This is a genomic window from Thiomicrolovo sp. ZZH C-3 (genome assembly GCF_054862725.1).
In genome coordinates this window covers 364,839-383,116 of record NZ_JBTKXX010000001.1, presented here as the reverse complement: position 1 = coordinate 383,116, position 18,278 = coordinate 364,839, and the positions used below count along the sequence as shown (strand labels likewise).

Annotated in this window: 14 protein-coding genes; 9 read left to right on the top strand and 5 right to left on the bottom strand. The window is 60.4% G+C overall.

Annotation, left to right across the window (positions count from 1 at the left end; translation table 11 throughout):
* Window positions 1–40 precede the first annotated feature (40 nt).
* From ACXWTF_RS01990 to ACXWTF_RS01980, 3 genes are all read left to right on the top strand, one after another.
* Window positions 41–529, top strand: a complete 489-nt coding sequence (locus tag ACXWTF_RS01990) for a thioredoxin domain-containing protein (protein ID WP_461713368.1) — start codon at window positions 41–43, stop codon at window positions 527–529.
* A complete protein-coding gene (locus tag ACXWTF_RS01985; protein WP_461713367.1) occupies window positions 526–2,646 on the top strand; it encodes an RND transporter family protein in 2,121 nt (706 codons plus the stop codon). The genes ACXWTF_RS01990 and ACXWTF_RS01985 overlap by 4 nt, the downstream gene beginning before the upstream one ends.
* 475 nt (window positions 2,647–3,121) lie before the next feature.
* Window positions 3,122–3,556, top strand: coding sequence for a hypothetical protein (locus ACXWTF_RS01980; RefSeq protein ID WP_461713366.1), 435 nt, complete (start codon window positions 3,122–3,124; stop codon window positions 3,554–3,556).
* Between the two features lie 46 nt (window positions 3,557–3,602).
* Here the strand turns inward: ACXWTF_RS01980 and ACXWTF_RS01975 are convergent, their stop codons facing one another.
* The 5 genes from ACXWTF_RS01975 to ACXWTF_RS01955 form a co-directional block, all read right to left on the bottom strand.
* Entirely contained in the window at window positions 3,603–4,859 is a 1,257-nt protein-coding gene (locus ACXWTF_RS01975; RefSeq protein ID WP_461713365.1) for an arsenic transporter, read from the bottom strand.
* 81 nt (window positions 4,860–4,940) lie between these two features.
* Complete coding sequence (locus ACXWTF_RS01970; RefSeq protein WP_461713364.1) at window positions 4,941–5,954, bottom strand: hypothetical protein; 1,014 nt, start codon at window positions 5,952–5,954, stop codon at window positions 4,941–4,943.
* Between the two features lie 109 nt (window positions 5,955–6,063).
* On the bottom strand, window positions 6,064–7,758 hold the full coding sequence (locus tag ACXWTF_RS01965) for a lipoprotein N-acyltransferase Lnb domain-containing protein (RefSeq protein WP_461713363.1): 1,695 nt from the start codon (window positions 7,756–7,758) through the stop codon (window positions 6,064–6,066).
* Window positions 7,755–8,726, bottom strand: coding sequence for a hypothetical protein (locus tag ACXWTF_RS01960; protein WP_461713362.1), 972 nt, complete (start codon window positions 8,724–8,726; stop codon window positions 7,755–7,757). Before ACXWTF_RS01960 ends, ACXWTF_RS01965 begins: the two co-directional genes overlap by 4 nt.
* A gap of 159 nt (window positions 8,727–8,885) precedes the next feature.
* Window positions 8,886–10,040, bottom strand: a complete 1,155-nt coding sequence (locus ACXWTF_RS01955) for an SO_0444 family Cu/Zn efflux transporter (protein WP_461713361.1) — start codon at window positions 10,038–10,040, stop codon at window positions 8,886–8,888.
* A gap of 160 nt (window positions 10,041–10,200) precedes the next feature.
* Here ACXWTF_RS01955 and ACXWTF_RS01950 point away from each other — a divergent pair, with 160 nt between their 5' ends.
* The 6 genes from ACXWTF_RS01950 to ACXWTF_RS01925 all read left to right on the top strand — a co-directional run bounded on the left by ACXWTF_RS01950 (window position 10,201) and on the right by ACXWTF_RS01925 (window position 18,256).
* The gene (locus ACXWTF_RS01950; protein ID WP_461713360.1) at window positions 10,201–11,400 is read left to right on the top strand and encodes a TolC family protein; all 1,200 of its coding nucleotides are present in this window, start codon (window positions 10,201–10,203) and stop codon (window positions 11,398–11,400) included.
* Window positions 11,397–12,401: an efflux RND transporter periplasmic adaptor subunit gene (locus ACXWTF_RS01945; protein WP_461713359.1), complete on the top strand. Its 1,005-nt coding sequence runs from the start codon at window positions 11,397–11,399 to the stop codon at window positions 12,399–12,401. The genes ACXWTF_RS01950 and ACXWTF_RS01945 overlap by 4 nt, the downstream gene beginning before the upstream one ends.
* 3 nt (window positions 12,402–12,404) lie before the next feature.
* On the top strand, window positions 12,405–15,626 hold the full coding sequence (locus ACXWTF_RS01940; RefSeq protein WP_461713358.1) for an efflux RND transporter permease subunit: 3,222 nt from the start codon (window positions 12,405–12,407) through the stop codon (window positions 15,624–15,626).
* Window positions 15,623–15,934 (top strand): hypothetical protein, encoded by a 312-nt coding sequence (locus ACXWTF_RS01935; protein ID WP_461713357.1) that lies wholly within the window; start codon window positions 15,623–15,625, stop codon window positions 15,932–15,934. The genes ACXWTF_RS01940 and ACXWTF_RS01935 overlap by 4 nt, the downstream gene beginning before the upstream one ends.
* A 67-nt stretch (window positions 15,935–16,001) precedes the next feature.
* Window positions 16,002–18,029: a copper-translocating P-type ATPase gene (locus ACXWTF_RS01930; protein WP_461713356.1), complete on the top strand. Its 2,028-nt coding sequence runs from the start codon at window positions 16,002–16,004 to the stop codon at window positions 18,027–18,029.
* A 20-nt stretch (window positions 18,030–18,049) separates the two neighbouring features.
* On the top strand, window positions 18,050–18,256 hold the full coding sequence (locus tag ACXWTF_RS01925) for an SHOCT domain-containing protein (RefSeq protein ID WP_461713355.1): 207 nt from the start codon (window positions 18,050–18,052) through the stop codon (window positions 18,254–18,256).
* Window positions 18,257–18,278 lie beyond the last annotated feature (22 nt).

The window sequence follows — 18,278 nt, the reverse complement described above, 5'->3', positions numbered from 1 at the left end:
GAGTAAATGGGAAGAAGGTATACTATAATCGTCACTTAACATGAAACTTCTGTTGTTCAGCCTCCTTTCGGTCCTGCTGTTCACCGCCCCGTATGCCGCCGGGGCAACCGCCAAAAAACCGCTGGAGGAAGTACTCCCGGTTCTGCTCACCATCAGGGGCGACGCCATTGAACTGGGAGAAGGGCCGACGGACGTCTACGCCTTTATCGATCCGCGCTGCCCCCATTCGAGGGACTTCGTCGGGATGATCACGGAGAGCGATAAGATGCAGCAACGCTATCACTACTACTTTTTTCTCTACGCCCACCCCATGTTCAAATCCGGGGCCGTCATCAACGCCATCTACAACGCCCCCCGCCCCAAAGAGGCAATGCTCGACTACATGCTTAAACGTGCACCCCTGCCCAAACTCAACCGCCTCACCCCGCCGGCGATCCACGTCAAAGTCGCCCGTATCATGAAGGCAGCCGAACAGATCGGCGTTGACAAGCGCCCCTACCTCATCCTCGACAAAAAGAAGCAGCCATGAGATACCAAGAGACCCCCAAAGTCAGCCGCTACGTCACCTTCGTCACCCGGAACCGTGCCGCCGTAATCGCACTGTTCTTGCTGCTTGCACTCCTGACACTCCTCCTGGGGCGTTTCAGTTTCGTCCTCAGCGATGAACGGTTCTGGCTGGGGGGTTCACAGGAGCTGGCCATGACAAAGGCCCTGGGGATCGTGCCGGAAAACGTGCAGCACCTTAGGGTCTACGTCGACAGCTTCGACGACGATACCAAGGTAAAACTGGCGGCCCTCCATACAGAGTTGACACGCCTGGAAGGGGTACGGCACGTCGATTCGCTCTTCAGCAGCCGCTACATCTACAACGACAAGGCGACCGAAGGCTCGTCACTCATCAAGGCGCTTCCCCTCTCCGAACTGACCGCCGCGCAGGCCTACGCTTTTATCCGGGCCCTGCCCGACGCCTACCGCCGCTACGTCACGGAGAACTTCGACGCCTTCGACTACTACCTCTACGGGAACGAACGGCTGGCCGTTGCAGAGCGTTCCATCCCTTTCGCCTATACGCTCGATGCGACCGACAGCACCTTCAGCTACCGGCAGACGATACTCTACCTGGGAGTGATCCTCCTGGCCATCATCCTCTTTTTCCGGTTTATCTTCCACAACTATGTCTCCGCCTTTGCCGCGCTCGTCATCGTCTCGGCCACCCTGCTGTTCACCTTCGAACTGATCTACGCCATCACGGGACTGCATGAGCTGCCCCTCGCCCTGGGGCTCATCATCATTGCCATCGCCCTGGTCGACTTTCTCTACTTCTACTATCGCTGGCATGTCACCCAGTACCGAGACGACTCCCACCGCGCCCTGCTCAAATCGCTCAACCGTACCGTAACGCCGGCACTCTGGACCACCGTCATTACTGCCGTAGGGCTGGGCACGCTGCTCTTTTCGGAGAACGAGATCGTCCGAATGCTCAGCATCAGCATCATCGGCGCGTCGCTCATCGCCCTCCTGCTCAACACGACCCTGCTCATCGCCCTGCTCAGCTATTTCCGGGTGGCACACCCGCGTGTGCGCTTTACGCGGCCCGTCTACTACTTCGTCAGCCGGGAGCTCGCTTACAACCCCCGCCTCCTGCGCCTGCTCAATCTGGCCACCATCAGCATCCTCCTGCTGGGACTCAGCCTTTTCCTGACCCGCTCCGACCTGCTGCTCTCCCCGGGCGAAAGCGGCCGGACGCTCGTGCTCACCGTCCCCTTTGAGGATATCGATACCGGCACCATCGCGAAGATCGATGCCTTCGCCTCCGAGCTGACCGGCCGTTTCGACAGCGTCAAGCGCGTCGACAGCGTGGCATCGCTGCTGCGCCTTATCCACCAGGCCGAAGCGCCCGGCCAACCGATGGACGAGCAGGCGATCCTGCGCGCACTCTTCTTCATCGACATGTACGACCTCAACCAGCGCTATTTCAATGACGAGCGCCAGACGCTCAAACTGACCCTCTTCATGGAGCCCGGGGTCGATACGGCGGCGCTGCTGACCTACCTGCGCGGCTATCAAGCCCTTCCCCTGCACTTCAGCGACGTCCAGACCCTCGTGCGCAGCGCCAAACAGCAGCAGATCGTCGTCCTCGCCGCCTCCCTCTTCACGGCCCTCGTCATCATCGGGCTGATCATGGGGATCATTTTCGGGTCGGGGAGGATGATCTATATCGGCTTCATCACCAACGCCATCCCCATCGCTTGGTTCGGCCTCGCCATGGAGCTGCTCGACACCCCCGTCAACCTCGAGATGCTCATTGCCATGTCCATCTCCGTCGGGCTCGGCTCGGATGCGACGGTGCACTTCGCCTTCAAGTATTTCCGCGCCCGCTTCTTCGGCCGCAGCCGCAAGCACGCCCTGGAGATCACCTTCTTCTACGGCGCCGTTCCCGTCGTCATCGGCGCCTTCGTCCTCGTCATCTTCTTCGCGTCGCTGTTGATGACATCGGTACCGAACCTGCGCGACATCGGCAAATTCGGCGCCGAGCTCATCACCCTGTCGCTCGCCACCGACCTGCTCCTGCTCCCGGTCTTCCTCCTCTCCATCGACCCCTACCCCAAAAGCAGGGAAATACACAAGGACCACTGCACGATTTAAGAGTTAAGAGTTAAGAGTTAAGAGTTAAGAGTTAAGAGTTAAGAGAAGCATGCGGCAATCCGCTTCTTCCGTCAAGGCCGAAATGAAAATTAGCGTGTCGAGCGGACCTGTGACGCTTGGAATCTCCCGAAAGCGGCAGCCTTTCGCACTTTCTTCTTTCGGGTTCGGTTTCTTCTTTGTGCGAGCATAAGCGCTAAAGCGCAATACATGCGAGGCACTAAATGGTGAGTCGTAAAAAGAAGGGGAACAAACCCCTCTTTCAAAACAGCAGCACGGCTATTGGCCCCTGCCCCAAAAACAGAGAGATCCACAAGAAACACTGTACGATTTAGATACACAAAGCCAAAGCAGAGGAGAATTTCCCCATCATAGATGCCTCTATTACTTATCTAAATTTGTTCTAAAGTATTTTAATATAATATTTAATCACTAATTTCTGTTCGATACAGAATATTCTCGAAATACAAGGGTGATAATGTCTAGAGGTCTGTTCTATATTTTTCTAAGCTTTTCTGTTTTATTTGTTTTTTCAGGATGTGCAGGCAAAGGTGAAGCATTCACAACATTTAAAGAACCGATAAATGATAACGGCCTTCTTTACATCTATCGACCGGATCGCTTTACCGGCATTGTTGTGAGCTATGATATTAAAGACAAACATAGTCTTGAAGTCATTGGAACACTCCGAAATGCCAGTTTTATTTCAAAAAGTCTCCCGGCAGGTCGATACACATTAGTGACACCATCTGATGAGTTAGTAGTCACAATCAAAAAAAATGAGATCACATGTATTACAAGCTACATTGATATGATCAATGATCTAGGCATTGGCTTTGCAACACATGTACTCAAGCCTGTTTCTATGACACAATGTAAAGATGAGATCAAACAGACCAATGAGAGTCTCTAATTAAAAAGATCCACAAGAGCGTTTCATCAAGACCTGATAGAGCACTTTACCCCAGCAACCCGACCAGCGCCGCCAGCAGCACGGGCGGCGTAATAACAAGACCGACTTTCATATACTCCCCCCACCCTATTTTCACGCCTTTATTGGCAAGCACATGCAGCCAGAGAAGGGTCGCCAGCGAGCCGATCGGCGTCATCTTCGGCCCCAGGTTTGTCCCGAGGATGTTCGCGTAGGCCAGGGCGTTCTGCCCCGCGTCGGCGATGGCAATGTCCATGATCATAATGGTGGGCATGTTGTTCATCACGGCGCTGAGGCCGGCGGAGAGGAAGCCGGTCCCGATGACCGCCACCGCCTCTCCCTGTGCCGCCATCGCCGTCACCGCATCGGCCAGGTAGTCGGTCAGCCCCGCGTTTTTCAGCCCGTAGACGACGACGTAGAGGCCGATGGAGAACCAGACGACCTGCCACGGTGCCGCCTTGACGGTCATGATGGGTTTGACCGCCTTGTAGTAGTCGGCGATAAAGAGGAAAACGACCGCCCCGCCCAGGGCGAAGAGGGAGATGGGGAGCTCATAGCGGTCGCCGATAAAGTACCCCGCCATCAGCAGGGCGAGAAAGCCCCAGCTGAGCCGGAACATCGTCATGTTCTTGATGACAGTGGCGGGTTCGGGGAGTTCGGAGACGTCGACCTTGAGCGGGATATCTTTGCGGAAATAGAGCCAGAGCACGATGATCGACGCCGCGATACTGAGGAGGTTCGGCAGGAACATCGCCTGTGCGTATTCCCAAAACCCAAGGTCAAAGTAGCCCGCGGTCACGATGTTCGTGAGGTTGGAGATCACCAGCGGGTTGGAGGCGCTGTCGCCGATAAAGCCCCCCGCCATCAGGAAAGCGAACACGGCGACGGGGTTCATTTTCAGGTGCTTCATCTTCGCAAGCAAGATCGGTGTCAGAATGAGCGCCGCCCCGTCGTTGGCGAAGAAGGCCGCCACCAGGGCACCCAGCAGCAGGATGTAGACGAACATTTTGTTGCCGCTGCCCCCGGAAAGCTTTGCCATCTTGAGCGCCGCCCACTCGAAAAAGCCTATCTCGTCGAGCACGAGGGAGAGGAGGATGATCCCGATAAAGGCGAGCGTCGCGTCCCAGACGATTCCCGTCACCGTCCAGACGTCATCGACACTGACGACGCCGAGAATGACGGCGATGACGGCGCCGATGACGGCCGTCGTCCCGATCTGGAGCCCTTTGGGCTGCCAGATGACGAAGAGGAGGGTAATAAGAAAAAGCAGGGCCGCCGTCAGCATGGGAGCATCCTTGGGTGTGAATCAGCCGAAACTATATCAATCTTTCTTGATTTAATCAAGCCGGCAAATGCAACCGTCCTATCAATACCGTGTCAATTTCTCATTGGTGGAGTAGTTGTGTTTTCCTGCACTCTGTCTATGCGAATTTTTCACGGAGTCGAAGACGCCCCCGATACTGTCAAATGCACTGCGATTGTTACAGCTATGTGTGAAATGGTTGTCCGCATAGATGTAGGCAGGATAGTCTACGGGTTTGCATGTTACCGATCCCGTCTGATGCGAAAAAACACAATGTTCATAGTCAATGACGGCCACTTTTTTCAGATGCGGCTGGCTCGCGGCCATCGTCTCGCTGTAGACCAGGTAACATGTATACTGTTTTGTCCCTGTGCCCCCAGCACCTGTAGCCGAAGCGCTGCCCGCACTGGCCAGGCGTCTCTCCTGTTTTTGGCGACTACGCTCTTCTTCGGCATTCGCCAGCTTTTGCCGTTTACGTTCCAGATCCTTCTGCTGTTGATCGTACCGGCGCTGTTTTTCCGCGGCCCGTTGCTCCCGCTGACGCCTTTCATAGTCCCGCTGCTGCGCCTGGCGGGCGGCATCCATACGCTTTTGGCGGGCCGCCAACTCATCCTCGCGCTGCTTCATCGCCATCATTTCATTCGTTTTGCGTACAGCGGCATAGGTGTCGCGGTCAGCCTTTTCAAGCATACGACGGCTCTCCATTGCCGACTCCATCATCCTGTTATAGAAATCCATACCGGAGCTGCCTGCCGAATCGTCCTCTTCCATCGCCATCCGGCGGGCATACTCGCGCTCGGCCCGCTTCTGCTCCTTGCGCAGCTCTTCCATCTCCTCTTCCAACGCGATCCGCTCCTCCTCTTCACGCTCCTCCTGGCGGATCTCGGCTTTGAGATTCCGCCGGCTGTGTTCGAGCACCGTTTTGTCCTGGGCGCTGCGGGCATAGCTCTCGGCTTTGGCGAGCTGCTTCCTGGCGCATCTGAAGTTGCGTGCGATGATGCACGACTCCGCTTCGCTGATCGCGTCATCGAAATCCATCTTATCGAGCTGGTCAAGCTGATCGAGCATCTGAAGCATACGCTGCTGCTTGCTTACATCCGTGGCTGCGTGCAACGGCGAAACAGACGGCACCGAAAAGAGTAGAGCGAGCAGGGAAAGCAGTTGCCAAAAACGGCCGATAGAGGCTTTAGCGGATGGGGGTATCATAGGGAATCTCCTGAAGTTTGAGGATGTTGCCGGTGGTTTCATCCAGCAGGCGGGTAGTGTATATGAGCTGTTGCCACTGGTCACTTCCCGGCCGGTTGATCGCGGTGAGTATGGCATTCAGTCTGGCCGGGGCGCCCTCTTCACGGCAGAGGGCCGGTCGGGGGAGTGACGGCAGGGTGCTCTGCCGGTCCGGGATGGCCCGGCGTGTCGGGAATGCTGCCGTTACCAGCCGGACCGACTGTAAAAAACAGGCCCGGAAAAACGCACGGTCGTCACCGGAAAGCGGCTCCAGGGTTTCAGCGGACTGGAGCTGATCGCCGTAATCATTGAGGTAGCGGCTGCCCAGGGCCTGCAGCCGTCGTTCCCCGCGCAGCAGGGCCAGCTCCTCCAAAAGGATCTGCGCCTCGAGGAGGTGCGGCTCCCGGCCGAGGCGTTCGCGGTAATTTCGGTCGCCGGCAATGGTCTCAAACCGTACCTCAGGCGGCCGTGCAAGGTAGGTGTCAATGTCATCGAAAGCGGGGCTTGTCATGCCCGCAAGCACCGCTTTGAGGGCCGCTTCATAGTACCCTTCGGTACTGGAAAAATAGTAACCGCCCTCTTCGGCCTGCGCCAAAGAAGCGAGTCGCTCCCCCTCCACCAGGGGCGTCTCCCGCATCGCCTCGAAAAAAGTGTCGGGCCGCAGATAGTCATCGTCCGAGATCGGCTGCTCCGTGTAACCGGGCAGCAGAGCACGCAGGGTCATCTGCATCAGCGTGGCACAGTTGCGGCTGAAAAAGCTGTAATCCCCCTCAAAGCGCCAGTGAATCTCATCAAGCTGCCGCAACAGGGTCTGAAGCTGCGCCCTGTTCAGCGTCAACGGCAGGGAATAGAGTTCTCGGAACTCGTCGATGGCATACCCGCGGTAGACATCCATAAAGGGAAAGGCGAAGAGGTGCGCCCTGTAGGCGCCGCTGAGGGCCTTGACGCTATTGAGTTCAAACTCGTCGATATGCGCCATGTATCCCAGCACCAGGTGTCCGTAGAGATTGCTCTCGCATGCCTCGGGCGACGTTTCACCTTCGGGACAGATGACCAGGCGCAGGGCGACGTGGCCGAAACGCGAAGCCATTGCACTCCCCTCGCCGGCAAAGAGCAGGTGAATGGCATAGAGCCGCTCCGGTGCAAGCCAGAAAGGAACAAGGCCCTCTGTCCGGCTGACCACCAGGAAAGGAAGCGGTTCCGTACAACGTGGAACGGGCAATCCGTACCGCGCCTGGAAATAGGCGCTGTAAACGGGGTGGCGGCAGGGGTAATCCGGCTCCAGCAGGAAGCCGGCCAGCGCATCGGCAAAGGCGTGCTGCGGCGAAGGCGAGGCCTCGAGCAGTGCAAGACGCCGGCGGAATTCCTCGTCGGCGCTCAGCAGGGGTGTACGGCTCTGCTGGATCAGATCCGACAGGGTCTCCGTCGCATTGTACTCACTGCCGACATCGGTCTGTGTACTACGCGCAGAGATGGCCAGACGCGGCAGGGCCTCTTCCCGGATGGCACGCTGCAGGGGGTCCGGAACCTGTTGCAAAGTGGTCGCGAGCGTCTCCCATTGCCGGAGGCTGAGACTGTGCAGCGGCGCATCAGGTGCCGGATCACGAAAGGCACAACCGCCCAGCAGCAGAAGCAGCAGGGCCGAAAGCCATCTCATCGGGCCGCGAAGGTTCCCACAGACGCTACGGAGCCGGTATGATAGGCCCGGGCCAGCATGGAGCCCGGTTTGGCCCAGGCGGCAGGGTGTGCCGCGTATTTTTTCTGGATCTCGCGCCGCTCCATCCAACGTGTCGGCAGGGAGGTGAGGTCAAAAATAAGGGCCAGAGGAGATAACGTCGCGGATGAGAGTCCGGCAAACGGGTCACGCTCCCGTGCCATATCGGCAACGGCCTGATCAAAATATTTCGTATAGGAAGCGCGCTCCAATGCCGCCTTTTTGTCAGCCTGGCGGCGGGCGGCCGCCTGCCGGCGCTGCTCTGCCGCCAGTCGCTGCCGCTCCGCTTCCTTGCCTTTTTCGTATTGATCCATCCATGCCGTCGCCTTGGCCTGGTCGCGTGCCACACCTTTGCCCTGCTTGTAACGCTCGACGACTTTGAGCATGGCATCGAGATTACCGCTCTCGGCGGCTTTCAAATCCTGCGAAGCCCTGACCGCTTCGATCTTGTCACGCCACATCTTCGCCTGCCCCGCGTCACGGCGTACCCCGGTACCGGCATCGTAGAGCTCGGCCACTTTGGCCATGGCGGCCATGTCGCCGTTTTCGGCCGACTTCAATGTCGCTTCGAAGGCTGCCCTCTTCCGGGCCTGCAGGGCTGCCTGTGTCAGCTGCGGGGCGGAGAGCACCACTTTGACCCGCTTGGCCACCCCGGCTATGGCGGTGAAACGCTCTGTGAACATCTGTTCATGCTCCGGATCGGGCATCCTTTTCGCCTCGACCGTCGTCGGACCGGCGGAGATGAAGACATCGAGGGGACTCTCCGAGCACTCCCCCTTTACACTGCCGTTGACATAGATCGTCGCACCGCTGTCCTGCGGGGCGCACAAAATACGCAATACGGTGTCATTCGCCTGGACGGCAACGGTAAAAACGGTGAGCAGGGGGATAAAAATCTGACGTTTCTTCATAGTCTCTTCCGGAAAAGTTGATAAAGCAGTGGCTAGTGCCCTTACACAAAAAGTCACATTGTACTTTTATAACATTTATTCGTCAAGTAAAAAACTGCTTAGATAATAGTCATTCCGGAACAGATTGCGGGGTGTCAGGCCGCTGTGGCCATTATAGGGTTACTCTGCCGTCGTACAGCAATCGCTGCCCGTACAGCACGATGACTCTTTTTTGCGGAACCACGGTTTGGCGAGGAAGTAGAGCACCAATCCCCACAGCAACAGTGACGACGCAACGGCGATAATACCCGCCTCTTCATGCAGGTGCACCAGCGCCTTCGGGTCGATCTCTGCACGGATAAAGAGCCAGTCGAGCATGAGCCCGAAAACGATGCTGGCCACGGTAATGGTGCCCAGGTAGATGGCGAGGGCCCTTGTGCCCAGCATCTTTTTCACGACGCCGATGGTGACGGTGTTCGTCGCGGGGCCCGCGCTGAGGAAGACGAAGGCCGCCCCGGCGCTCACGCCCGAGAGCATCAGCCCCGCGGCAATCGGCAGCGAGGCCGTCGCACAGACGTACATCGGTACGGCGACGGCGATGACGATAAGGTAGGAGAGCCAGCTGTTCTCGGCCAGGAGCGTGCCGAGGTCCTCGGGGATCGCCACGGTGATGAGCGCCCCGACAATGAGCCCCCAGAAGAGCGGTTTGGCGATGTCGCCGAGCAGGGTCACGAAGGCGTAGCGCAGCGCACCGCCCATCGAGAAGCGCTTTTTCGTTTCCGTTTCGCAGCCGCAGCCGGAGCTGCAGCAGCTCTCCTCCTCTTTTGGGGGAGCCGCCATGCTGAAACCGGCCGGCGCGGCCTGTTTCGGCGGGGCGGCCATCGAGAAGGCCGGGGCTTTCGGCGCGGGTGCGGGTTCCGGCTCCGAACCGAACAGGTTCGTCAGGATCCCGGCAATCATCGCCATGAGCATGGAGGTGAAGACGCGGTAGAGGGTAAAGGCCCACCCGAACATCCCGTAGGTCGCGAGAATGGAATCCACCCCCGTGATGGGCGTCGAGATGAGAAAACTGAGCGTCGCGCCGTGGCTCGCCCCGCTCTTCTTGATCGACGTCGCCAGCGGGATCACCCCGCAGGAACAGACCGGCAGCGGGATGCCGAAGAGGGTCGACTTGACGACGGAAGCCACGTTGTCGCTGCCCAGGTGCTTGGTGACCAGTGCGTCGGGCACGAGCTCGTGCAGCAGGCCCGCGAAAAGGAGGCCGAAAACGATGTAGGGGGCCATCGCATTGCTCAGGTCGACAAGCGCACCCCAAAAGAGGACCAGATACTCCATTGCTATTCCTTCTTCCAAAAACGCTATTGTCCGACGAAACGTTTTATAACACGCTTTTATCCGTCAATCTTACCGTTTTTACGACCGGGTTCTAAGGTTACCCTGCACACTTCTTACACACAGACTCACTATCATCCCCTATTCCGTCCAAAGGAGAACGATGTTCCGTCCGCTCTTAGCCCTGCTGCTCGCTGCCGCCGCGCTCCGGGCCGAAGGGATCGGTACCCTGATCGACCGCGCGCTTGAACAGCACCACTCGCTGAAGATGATCGAGCAGCGCCTCGGCGCGTATGACGCCATGGAGGACAAAAGCGCCCTCTTCGCCAACCCGGAGCTGCTTGTCGGCATCAACGACATCCAGTTCGACAACCCCACGGACCGCACCCTCGAGCCGATGCAGTTCACCTCCGTCACGCTGAAACAGAAATTCCCCTGGTTCGGGAAGCGCGGCGCGGCGGGGGAGAAGGTACGGGCACAGAAAGCCGTGCTCTTCGCCTCCTTTGAGGCGGCGCAGGCGGAGCTGGCCAAGCGGATCCGTCTGCGGGCCTACACCGTTGCCGAGCTGAACGCGCGGCTGGGCATCTTGCAAAGCTATTTGGAATTGACGGACCAGAACATTGCCCTCAACACCGCCTACGCCTCCACCCAGCGCGACCGCCATATGGGAATCATGTCCGCCGAGCTGCTCCGCTCCGACATCGCCGTGCGCCGGGAAAAGCTCATGGCAATGCTCACGGCGCAGAAGGCGCGACTGGCCTACCTCGTGCAGGCCCCCTTTGACACCGTAGAAGCCGATGAAGCGGTCACGCCCCCGCCGCCGTTGGAAACTTACCTGCAGCGGCTGGAGAACAACCGGATCTACCGCGTCAAAGCGGCCGACCAAAAGGCCGCGGCGGCGGAGACGAAAGTCAAAGCACTCTCGACCAACGCCGACCCCTTCGTGATGGTGGGCTACTACTACCGCGAGGCCCATCCCGACTACATGAGCGTCACCGTCGGCGCGGCACTGCCCCTTTACGGCGCGGAGCGCGACGACACCGAAGCGGCGCGCAAGGCGGAGCTGGCCACGGCGGAGGCGGCCGCCGACTACCGCCTGCAGCTGCGCAGCGAGATCGAAGCGGCCTACGCGGCGTTGACCGAGGCGTACCGCACCTACCGCATCATCACCGAGGAGAGCCTGCCCCAGGTCGAGCACATGGTCGATCTGAGTGACGCGAAACTGCGCAGCGGCAGCGACCTTTTCAACTATTTCGACCTGCTCGAACGCAAGCTCCGGTTCGACGAACAGCGCATCGCCGCGAAAGCCGACTACCTCCGCGCCGGCGCGCGCCTCAAAGCATTGACGGGAGAGATCAAATGAGAAAACAGATCCTAGTGCTTGCGGCACTGCTGCCCCTACTGCTTTGTGCCGATGAGCGGCCGAGCGTCGAACAGCTCTTCGCCGTCAAAACGGTCAAAGTGCAGCGCACAAGCGCCGCCCGGGCGCAGACCAACTACGGCTATGTCCGCGCCGAAGATTCCCGCAGGTACGACGTGTCGCCGCGCTTCGGCGGCTATGTCGAGAAACTCTACGCCGATACGCGCTACCGCCGGGTCAAAAAGGGGGAGGCGCTGGCCGCGGTCTACTCGCCCGAAGTGCTCCAGGCGAAGGAGGATTACCTCACCGCCCTGCGTTTCAACGCGACGCGTCCCAGCCCGGAGATGCTGGGCAGCCTCCGCAAAAAACTGTTGCTGCTCGGTGTCAGCCGCGCCGAGATCGACGCGGTCCGCTCAGGGATGAAAGCCGACGCCCTCACGACGATTCACGCCCCGGCATCGGGGTGGCTTTTTGAAAAGAGCGTCGTTGAGGGCTCCGCCTTCAAAGCGGGCATGAAGCTCTTTACCATCGTCAACCTTGAGCGTGTCTGGGTCGAGGCCGCGCTCTACCAGCAGGAGCTGCCCCGGCTCGCCTCCCTGAGCGATTTCACGGTCAGGGTCAGCGGCGTAGCGCGGGCCTACCCCGCCAAAAAACTCACGCTCTACCCCGACATCGACCCCAAGGCGGCCACGGTCACCCTGCGCCTCGCCGTCGACAATCCCCGCGGCGAGCTGCTGCCGGGCATGTACGCCACGGTCACTGCGGCGGCGGCGGCGTTGCCGCTGCTCACCCTGCCCCGCACGGCCGTGCTGCGCAAGCACGGCGGATGGTACGTCTTCCGCGCCGGGGATTTCAAGGGGGTTTTCGAACCCGTCAAGATCGAGGTCAAACCCCTCGACAAGGACCGCTTCGAGGTCGTTTCGGGGTTGAACGCCGGGGATGAAGTCGCCGGCGACGCCCTCTTCATGCTCGACGCCGACGCCCAGATCAGCGGACTGGAGTAGGGGATGATTGAACGCCTTATCGCCTTCAGCGTCAAAAACCGGTTTCTCGTCCTTATGGCGACGCTCTTTCTCGTTTTCGGCGCCTACCGGGCAGTGATGACGACCCCGCTCGACGCCCTGCCGGACCTCTCCCCGCCCCAGGTCATCGTGCAGGTCACCTGGAAGGGGCAGAGTCCCGAGATCGTCGAGGACCAGGGGACCTACCCGCTGGTGTCGCAGTTCCTCTCCATCGCCGATATCCGCACCGTACGCGGCTTCTCCACCTATGAAAACGCGCTCGTCTACATCATCTTCAAGGAGGGGACCGATCTCTACTGGGCCCGCTCACGGGTCCTGGAGCAGCTTGCCGCCATCCAGAGCAAACTGCCCGAGGGGATGGAAGTCGCCCTGGGACCGGACGCCTCGGGGGTGGGCTGGGTTTATGAGTACGCCCTGACCTCGCAAACGAAGAGCCTCGCCGAGCTGCGCACCCTGCAGGACTACTACTTCAAATATGCCCTGATGGGCGTTGACGGTGTCAGCGACGTGGCCACTGTGGGCGGCTTCGTACCGACCTTCCAGCTCACCGTGAACAATGACGCGCTTATCCGCTACAGTCTCTCCGTCGGCGACGTTGCGCGGGTACTGCGGCAAAATAACAACGATACCGGCGGGCGCATCGTCATCCAGAACGGTTTCGAGTGGATGGTGCAGGCGAAGGGCTACCTCGAAGACCTGGACGCCATCCGCGACCTCGTCGTCACCGTCAAAAAGGGCATCCCCGTCACCCTCGCGCAGCTGGGGAGGGTGGAAGTCGTGCCTGCCGCCCGCCGGGGGATGGCGGACCTTAACGGCCTGGGCGAGGTCGTCGGCGGGATCGTGATGGTGCGCTACGGCGAGGACGTCTACAGCGTCATCCAGCGGATCAAGGCGAAAATGGCCGCCCTGCACATCGACGGGGTCGACGTTGTCACCGCCTATGACCGCTCCGGACTGATCGACAAAGCGATCGGTACCCTCACGGACACCCTCGCCCTGGAGAGCATCATCGTCGTGATCATCATCGGCCTCTTCCTGATGCACCTGCGCTCTTCGCTTATCGTGCTGCTCGTGCTGCCGCTCGTGATCGGCGCGACCTTCGGGCTGATGAAACTCGCCGGCATCGGCAGCAACATCATGAGCCTCGGCGGGATCGCCATCGCCCTGGGGACCGTCGTGGACGCGAGCATCGTCATGATCGAGAACGTTCACAAGAAATTAACGTCCGCGCAGCAAAGCCACGCGGACTACGCTGACGCTGAGTCCGCCTCGGCGGCGCGCCCACGCGCAGCTACACCGCGCTCCGTCAAAGCGCCAGTACTTTCAGAGGAAGAACGTATCAAAGTTATCATTGAAGCGGCGCAGCAGGTGGGACGTCCCATCTTCTTCGCCCTCGCCCTCGTCGTCGTCTCCTTCCTGCCCATTTTCGCGCTCTCGGGCGAGGAGGGGCTGCTCTTTACCCCGCTGGCCTTCACCAAGACCTTCGCCATGTCCGCGGGCGCCATTCTCGCCGTCACGCTGGTGCCGGTGCTGATGGTCCTCTTTATCCGCGGCCCCATCCGCGAAGAGACCGCCAACCCCATCAACCGCTTCTTCCTCTGGCTCTACCAGCCCCTGCTGGCGTGGGGACTGAAGCTGCGCTACGTCGTCCTGACCGCCTCGCTCGCCCTGCTCGTCGCCATCGCGCCGCTGTACGAGAAACTTGAGTGGGAGTTCATGCCGATGCTCAATGAACAGACGTTCATGTACATGCCGGTGACGCCGTTCGGGATCAGCATCGACCAGAGCAAGGCGCTGACGCAGAAGACGGACAAGATCCTCAAGAGCTTCCCCGAGGTGGAAACGGTCTTCGGCAAAGGGGGGCGCGCCGACACCGCCACCGACCCCGCTCCCCTGGGGATGCTCGAGACGATCATCACTTTCAAAGACCCCTCCCAGTGGCGGGAAGGAATGACCTACGAGCAGCTGCGAAACGATATGGAAGCGGCCCTCCAGGTCCCCGGGCTTGTCAACTCCTGGACCTACCCCATCCGCGGCCGGATCGATATGCTTTTAAGCGGCATCCGCACCCCCGTGGGCATCAAGCTCTACGGCAGCGACGCCGCGACGCTGCAGCGGCTGGCACGGGATATCGAACAGAGACTGATGCCGCTGCCCGAATCCCAGTCGGTCTTCGCCGACCGCTCCGCCGCGGGCTACTATATCGACATCGATATCAACGAAACGGCGCTGCAGCGCTACGGGCTCGCAAAGACGGCCCTGCTCGAAACCACCCGCGCGGCCATCGGCGGGATGAAGGTGACGACGCTCTACAAAGGGATCGAACGCTACCCCGTCGCCCTGCGGCTTGAGGAGGATGAACGGCGGAATCTCGACGCTATCCGCGCCCTTCCCGTCAAGACGCCGCTGGGATTCGTCCCCCTCTCCACCTTCGCCGACGTCCGCTACCGCGAAAGCGCCTCGGTCATCAAGAGCGAAATGGCGACGCCGGTCACCTATGTCTATATCACCCCGCGCCCGGGCGTGGGCGCCGTCGCCTACAAAAATGCCGCGCTGAAGGCCCTCGCGGACTTCCCGCTGCCGCCGGGCTACCACATGGAGTGGGCGGGCCAGGCGGAGTACCTCGCCTCGGCCTTGGAGCAGATGCGCTGGATCATCCCGGCGGTGCAGGCGGTGATTTTGCTGCTGATCTACCTCTCCCTGCGGCGCTTCGCCGCGACCCTGATCGTCTTCCTGACGCTGCCCTTCGCCCTGCTGGGCGGGATCGTCTATATCTGGATGCTCGGCTTCAGCATGAGCATCGCCGTCATCGTCGGTTTTCTCGCCCTGCTGGGAATCGCGGCGGAGACGGCGATCGTCATGATCGTCTATCTCACCGACAGCGTGGAGGCCTCCCGCGCGGCGCTGGGCGAACGTTTCGACGCCGACGCGCTAAAGACCGCGATCAATGAGGGGGCCGTCAAACGCGTCCGCCCCAAGCTGATGACGGTCTTTTCCATCCTCGCCGGCCTTGCCCCCATCATGTATACCCACGGGGTCGGCAGCGAGGTAATGCAGCGCATCGCCGCCCCGATGCTCGGCGGGATCGTCACCTCGGCGCTGCTCAGTCTCCTTATCATCCCGATTCTCTACGAGATGTACGAGCGGCGCCGCTTGAACCAACAACCGGGCGGCACTACCCACACCACACCAAAGGAAAACAGATGAAACAGACGTTTTATACCGCCGCGCTGCTTGCAGCGCTTCTCGCCCTCGCAGGCTGCAGCGATCAGAAAAAAGCTTCCGATACCCCGACGGCAGGCGCCATGAAATGCGGTGCCGGCAAATGCGGGGCCAATATGGTCAGCGGCAGCTCTGAGCTTGCCAAGAAGCAGCGCGCCATCCTCTCGCAGATGTCAACGGAAGACCCGCGCATGGGGTGCGTCATGAATGCACAGACGGTCGAGGCGATCTACGACTGTGTGCGGGACCCCGACACCGGCAAACTGACGCTGGAGTACAACGCACCGGAATAATCAGCGGAAGGAACGTTTGCACACTGTGTGCACGGAAACGTTCTATGATAGCATTGAGGAGAACGCCATGGAACACGATCATATGATGCACCATGAACATGCTGCGGCGCATAACCACTCCGAACATGCGGGGCACGGACACGGCGCGATGGGCCATATGCACCATATGGAGGAGATGCGGCGGCGCTTCATCGTTTCGCTGATCGTCACCGTCCCCATCCTGCTCTTCTCGCCGATGCTGCAGAGCTGGGCCGGTTTCCGCATCGATTTCCCTTACCGCGACGTAGTAACCGTCCTGCTTTCCACCTTCATCTACCTCTACGGCGGCAAACCCTTCCTGACGATGACACTGGACGAGCTCAAAACACGTCAGCCGGGAATGATGACCCTGATATCGATGGCGATCACCGTCGCCTACGGCTACTCCGTCTCCACCCTCTTCTTCCCCGGCGGCAAAGCCTTTTTCTGGGAACTGGCCACCCTGATCGACGTGATGCTCATCGGTCACTACATCGAGGCCAAAAGCATCCTCGGCGCCTCCAATGCCCTTGAAGACCTCGTACGGCTGATGCCCAAAACGGCGACGCGGCTGAACCGGGACGGCACCTCGGAAAGCGTCGACGTCAGCGCCCTGCAGCCGGGCGACCTTATCCTCGTACGGCCCGGGGAGAACATTGCCGCGGACGGCACGGTCGAAGCGGGAGAGAGCACTGTCAACGAATCCCTGCTCACGGGAGAGTCCAAACCCGTTTTCAAGACCGCCGGAGCGACGCTCTTCATGGGGGCCCTCAACCTCGACGGTGCCCTGCGCGTGCGGATTACGAAACCCGGTGAACAGAGCTACCTCTCCCAGGTGATCGCCCTTGTCAAAGAGGCCCAGCAGAGCCGCTCGCATACCCAGGACCTGGCCAACCGCGCCGCGGGATGGCTCTTCTACGCCGCGCTCGCCGCGGGGAGTGCCACCTTTGCCGTCTGGGCAGCGCTCGTCTCCCCCGCCGATGCCGTTTTGCGCAGCGTCACCGTCCTTATCATCGCCTGCCCCCACGCCCTGGGCCTCGCCGTACCGCTGGTCGTCGCCATCTCGACGTCACTCGCGGCGAGATCGGGCATACTGATCCGCAACCGGCAGGCCTTCGAAGCCCTCCGCGGCATCGATACCATCTGCTTCGACAAAACGGGCACCGTCACCGAAGGGCGCCTCGCCGTCACCAGAATGGCCGCCACAGAAGATGACAATACAATGCTCGCCTATGCGGCCGCGCTGGAACGCGACTCCGAGCACAGCATCGCCCGCGCCGTCACCGCCTATGCCGATGCCCAGGGCATCCGCCCGATGCAGGCCGAGGCCTTCAAGGCGATTCCCGGCATCGGGGCCTCGGCGGAAGTCGACGGGCATGCGGTCATGATCGGCGGCCCGCAGCTCATTGAGCGCGAAGGCTTTGAGATCCCTCCGCCGCTGCACCAGTTCGAGCAGACGGCCTCGACGACGGTCTGGGTCGTCGTCGACCGCCGTCCCCTCGGTGTCATCCTCCTTGATGACAGGATCCGCGACAGCTCCGCGGATGCCGTTGCGGCGCTTAAATCGTTCGGTATCCGGACCTGGATGCTGACCGGCGACAACGAAACCGTTGCCGCCGCCGTCGCAGAGAAGACGGGCATCGACCGTTACCGCTCAGGGCTGCTGCCCGATGAGAAACTCGCCTTTGTCAACACACTCCGGGAGCAGGGCAGACGCGTCGCGATGGTCGGCGACGGGGTCAACGACGCCCCCTCCCTGCTCGGGGCCGACATCGGCATCGCCGTGGGCGCCGGTACGGACATCGCCATCGACAGCGCCGACATCATCCTGACCCAAAGCGACCTCTGCAGTGTCGTGGACGCCGTACGGCTTTCGCGGCGCACCTACGGCAAGATGAAAGAGAACCTCTGGTGGGCGAGCGGCTACAACCTCGTCGCCATCCCCCTCGCGGCCGGGGTGCTCGCCCCCTGGGACATCGTTATCGGTCCGGCGTTCGGTGCTGTCTTGATGTCCATCAGCACCGTCATCGTCGCGCTCAATGCGCAGCGGCTGAAACGCCGTGACCTTATGGTGTAGTTTTTCAAAAAGGAGAGAAGATGCATACCTTCGGCATGGGCTGGATGTGGCTGTGGTGGCTGCTGCCTTTCATCATTATCGCCGCCGTGCTTTTCGTGGCAACCGGACGCAACGGCCGCAGCCGCCGCTCCCGGGCCCTGGAGATCCTCGAAGAGCGCCTCGCCCGCGGGGAGATCGACATCGCTACCTACGAAAAACTCAAAGCGGAGTTGACCGAAAACGACTGAAACGGTAAAAAGCCGCTTCTAA

What these genes read in the sequence shown, in the direction of transcription:
- ACXWTF_RS01970 (WP_461713364.1), bottom strand. Translation starts at nt 5,954, where the DNA reads ATGCTTCAGATGCTCGATCAGCTTGACCAGCTCGATAAGATGGATTTC.
- ACXWTF_RS01940 (WP_461713358.1), top strand. Translation starts at nt 12,405, where the DNA reads ATGATTGAACGCCTTATCGCCTTCAGCGTCAAAAACCGGTTTCTCGTC.
- ACXWTF_RS01980 (WP_461713366.1), top strand. Translation starts at nt 3,122, where the DNA reads ATGTCTAGAGGTCTGTTCTATATTTTTCTAAGCTTTTCTGTTTTATTT.
- ACXWTF_RS01935 (WP_461713357.1), top strand. Translation starts at nt 15,623, where the DNA reads ATGAAACAGACGTTTTATACCGCCGCGCTGCTTGCAGCGCTTCTCGCC.
- ACXWTF_RS01960 (WP_461713362.1), bottom strand. Translation starts at nt 8,726, where the DNA reads ATGAAGAAACGTCAGATTTTTATCCCCCTGCTCACCGTTTTTACCGTT.
- ACXWTF_RS01950 (WP_461713360.1), top strand. Translation starts at nt 10,201, where the DNA reads ATGTTCCGTCCGCTCTTAGCCCTGCTGCTCGCTGCCGCCGCGCTCCGG.
- ACXWTF_RS01985 (WP_461713367.1), top strand. Translation starts at nt 526, where the DNA reads ATGAGATACCAAGAGACCCCCAAAGTCAGCCGCTACGTCACCTTCGTC.
- ACXWTF_RS01945 (WP_461713359.1), top strand. Translation starts at nt 11,397, where the DNA reads ATGAGAAAACAGATCCTAGTGCTTGCGGCACTGCTGCCCCTACTGCTT.
- ACXWTF_RS01930 (WP_461713356.1), top strand. Translation starts at nt 16,002, where the DNA reads ATGGAACACGATCATATGATGCACCATGAACATGCTGCGGCGCATAAC.
- ACXWTF_RS01975 (WP_461713365.1), bottom strand. Translation starts at nt 4,859, where the DNA reads ATGCTGACGGCGGCCCTGCTTTTTCTTATTACCCTCCTCTTCGTCATC.
- ACXWTF_RS01955 (WP_461713361.1), bottom strand. Translation starts at nt 10,040, where the DNA reads ATGGAGTATCTGGTCCTCTTTTGGGGTGCGCTTGTCGACCTGAGCAAT.
- ACXWTF_RS01965 (WP_461713363.1), bottom strand. Translation starts at nt 7,758, where the DNA reads ATGAGATGGCTTTCGGCCCTGCTGCTTCTGCTGCTGGGCGGTTGTGCC.
- ACXWTF_RS01925 (WP_461713355.1), top strand. Translation starts at nt 18,050, where the DNA reads ATGCATACCTTCGGCATGGGCTGGATGTGGCTGTGGTGGCTGCTGCCT.
- ACXWTF_RS01990 (WP_461713368.1), top strand. Translation starts at nt 41, where the DNA reads ATGAAACTTCTGTTGTTCAGCCTCCTTTCGGTCCTGCTGTTCACCGCC.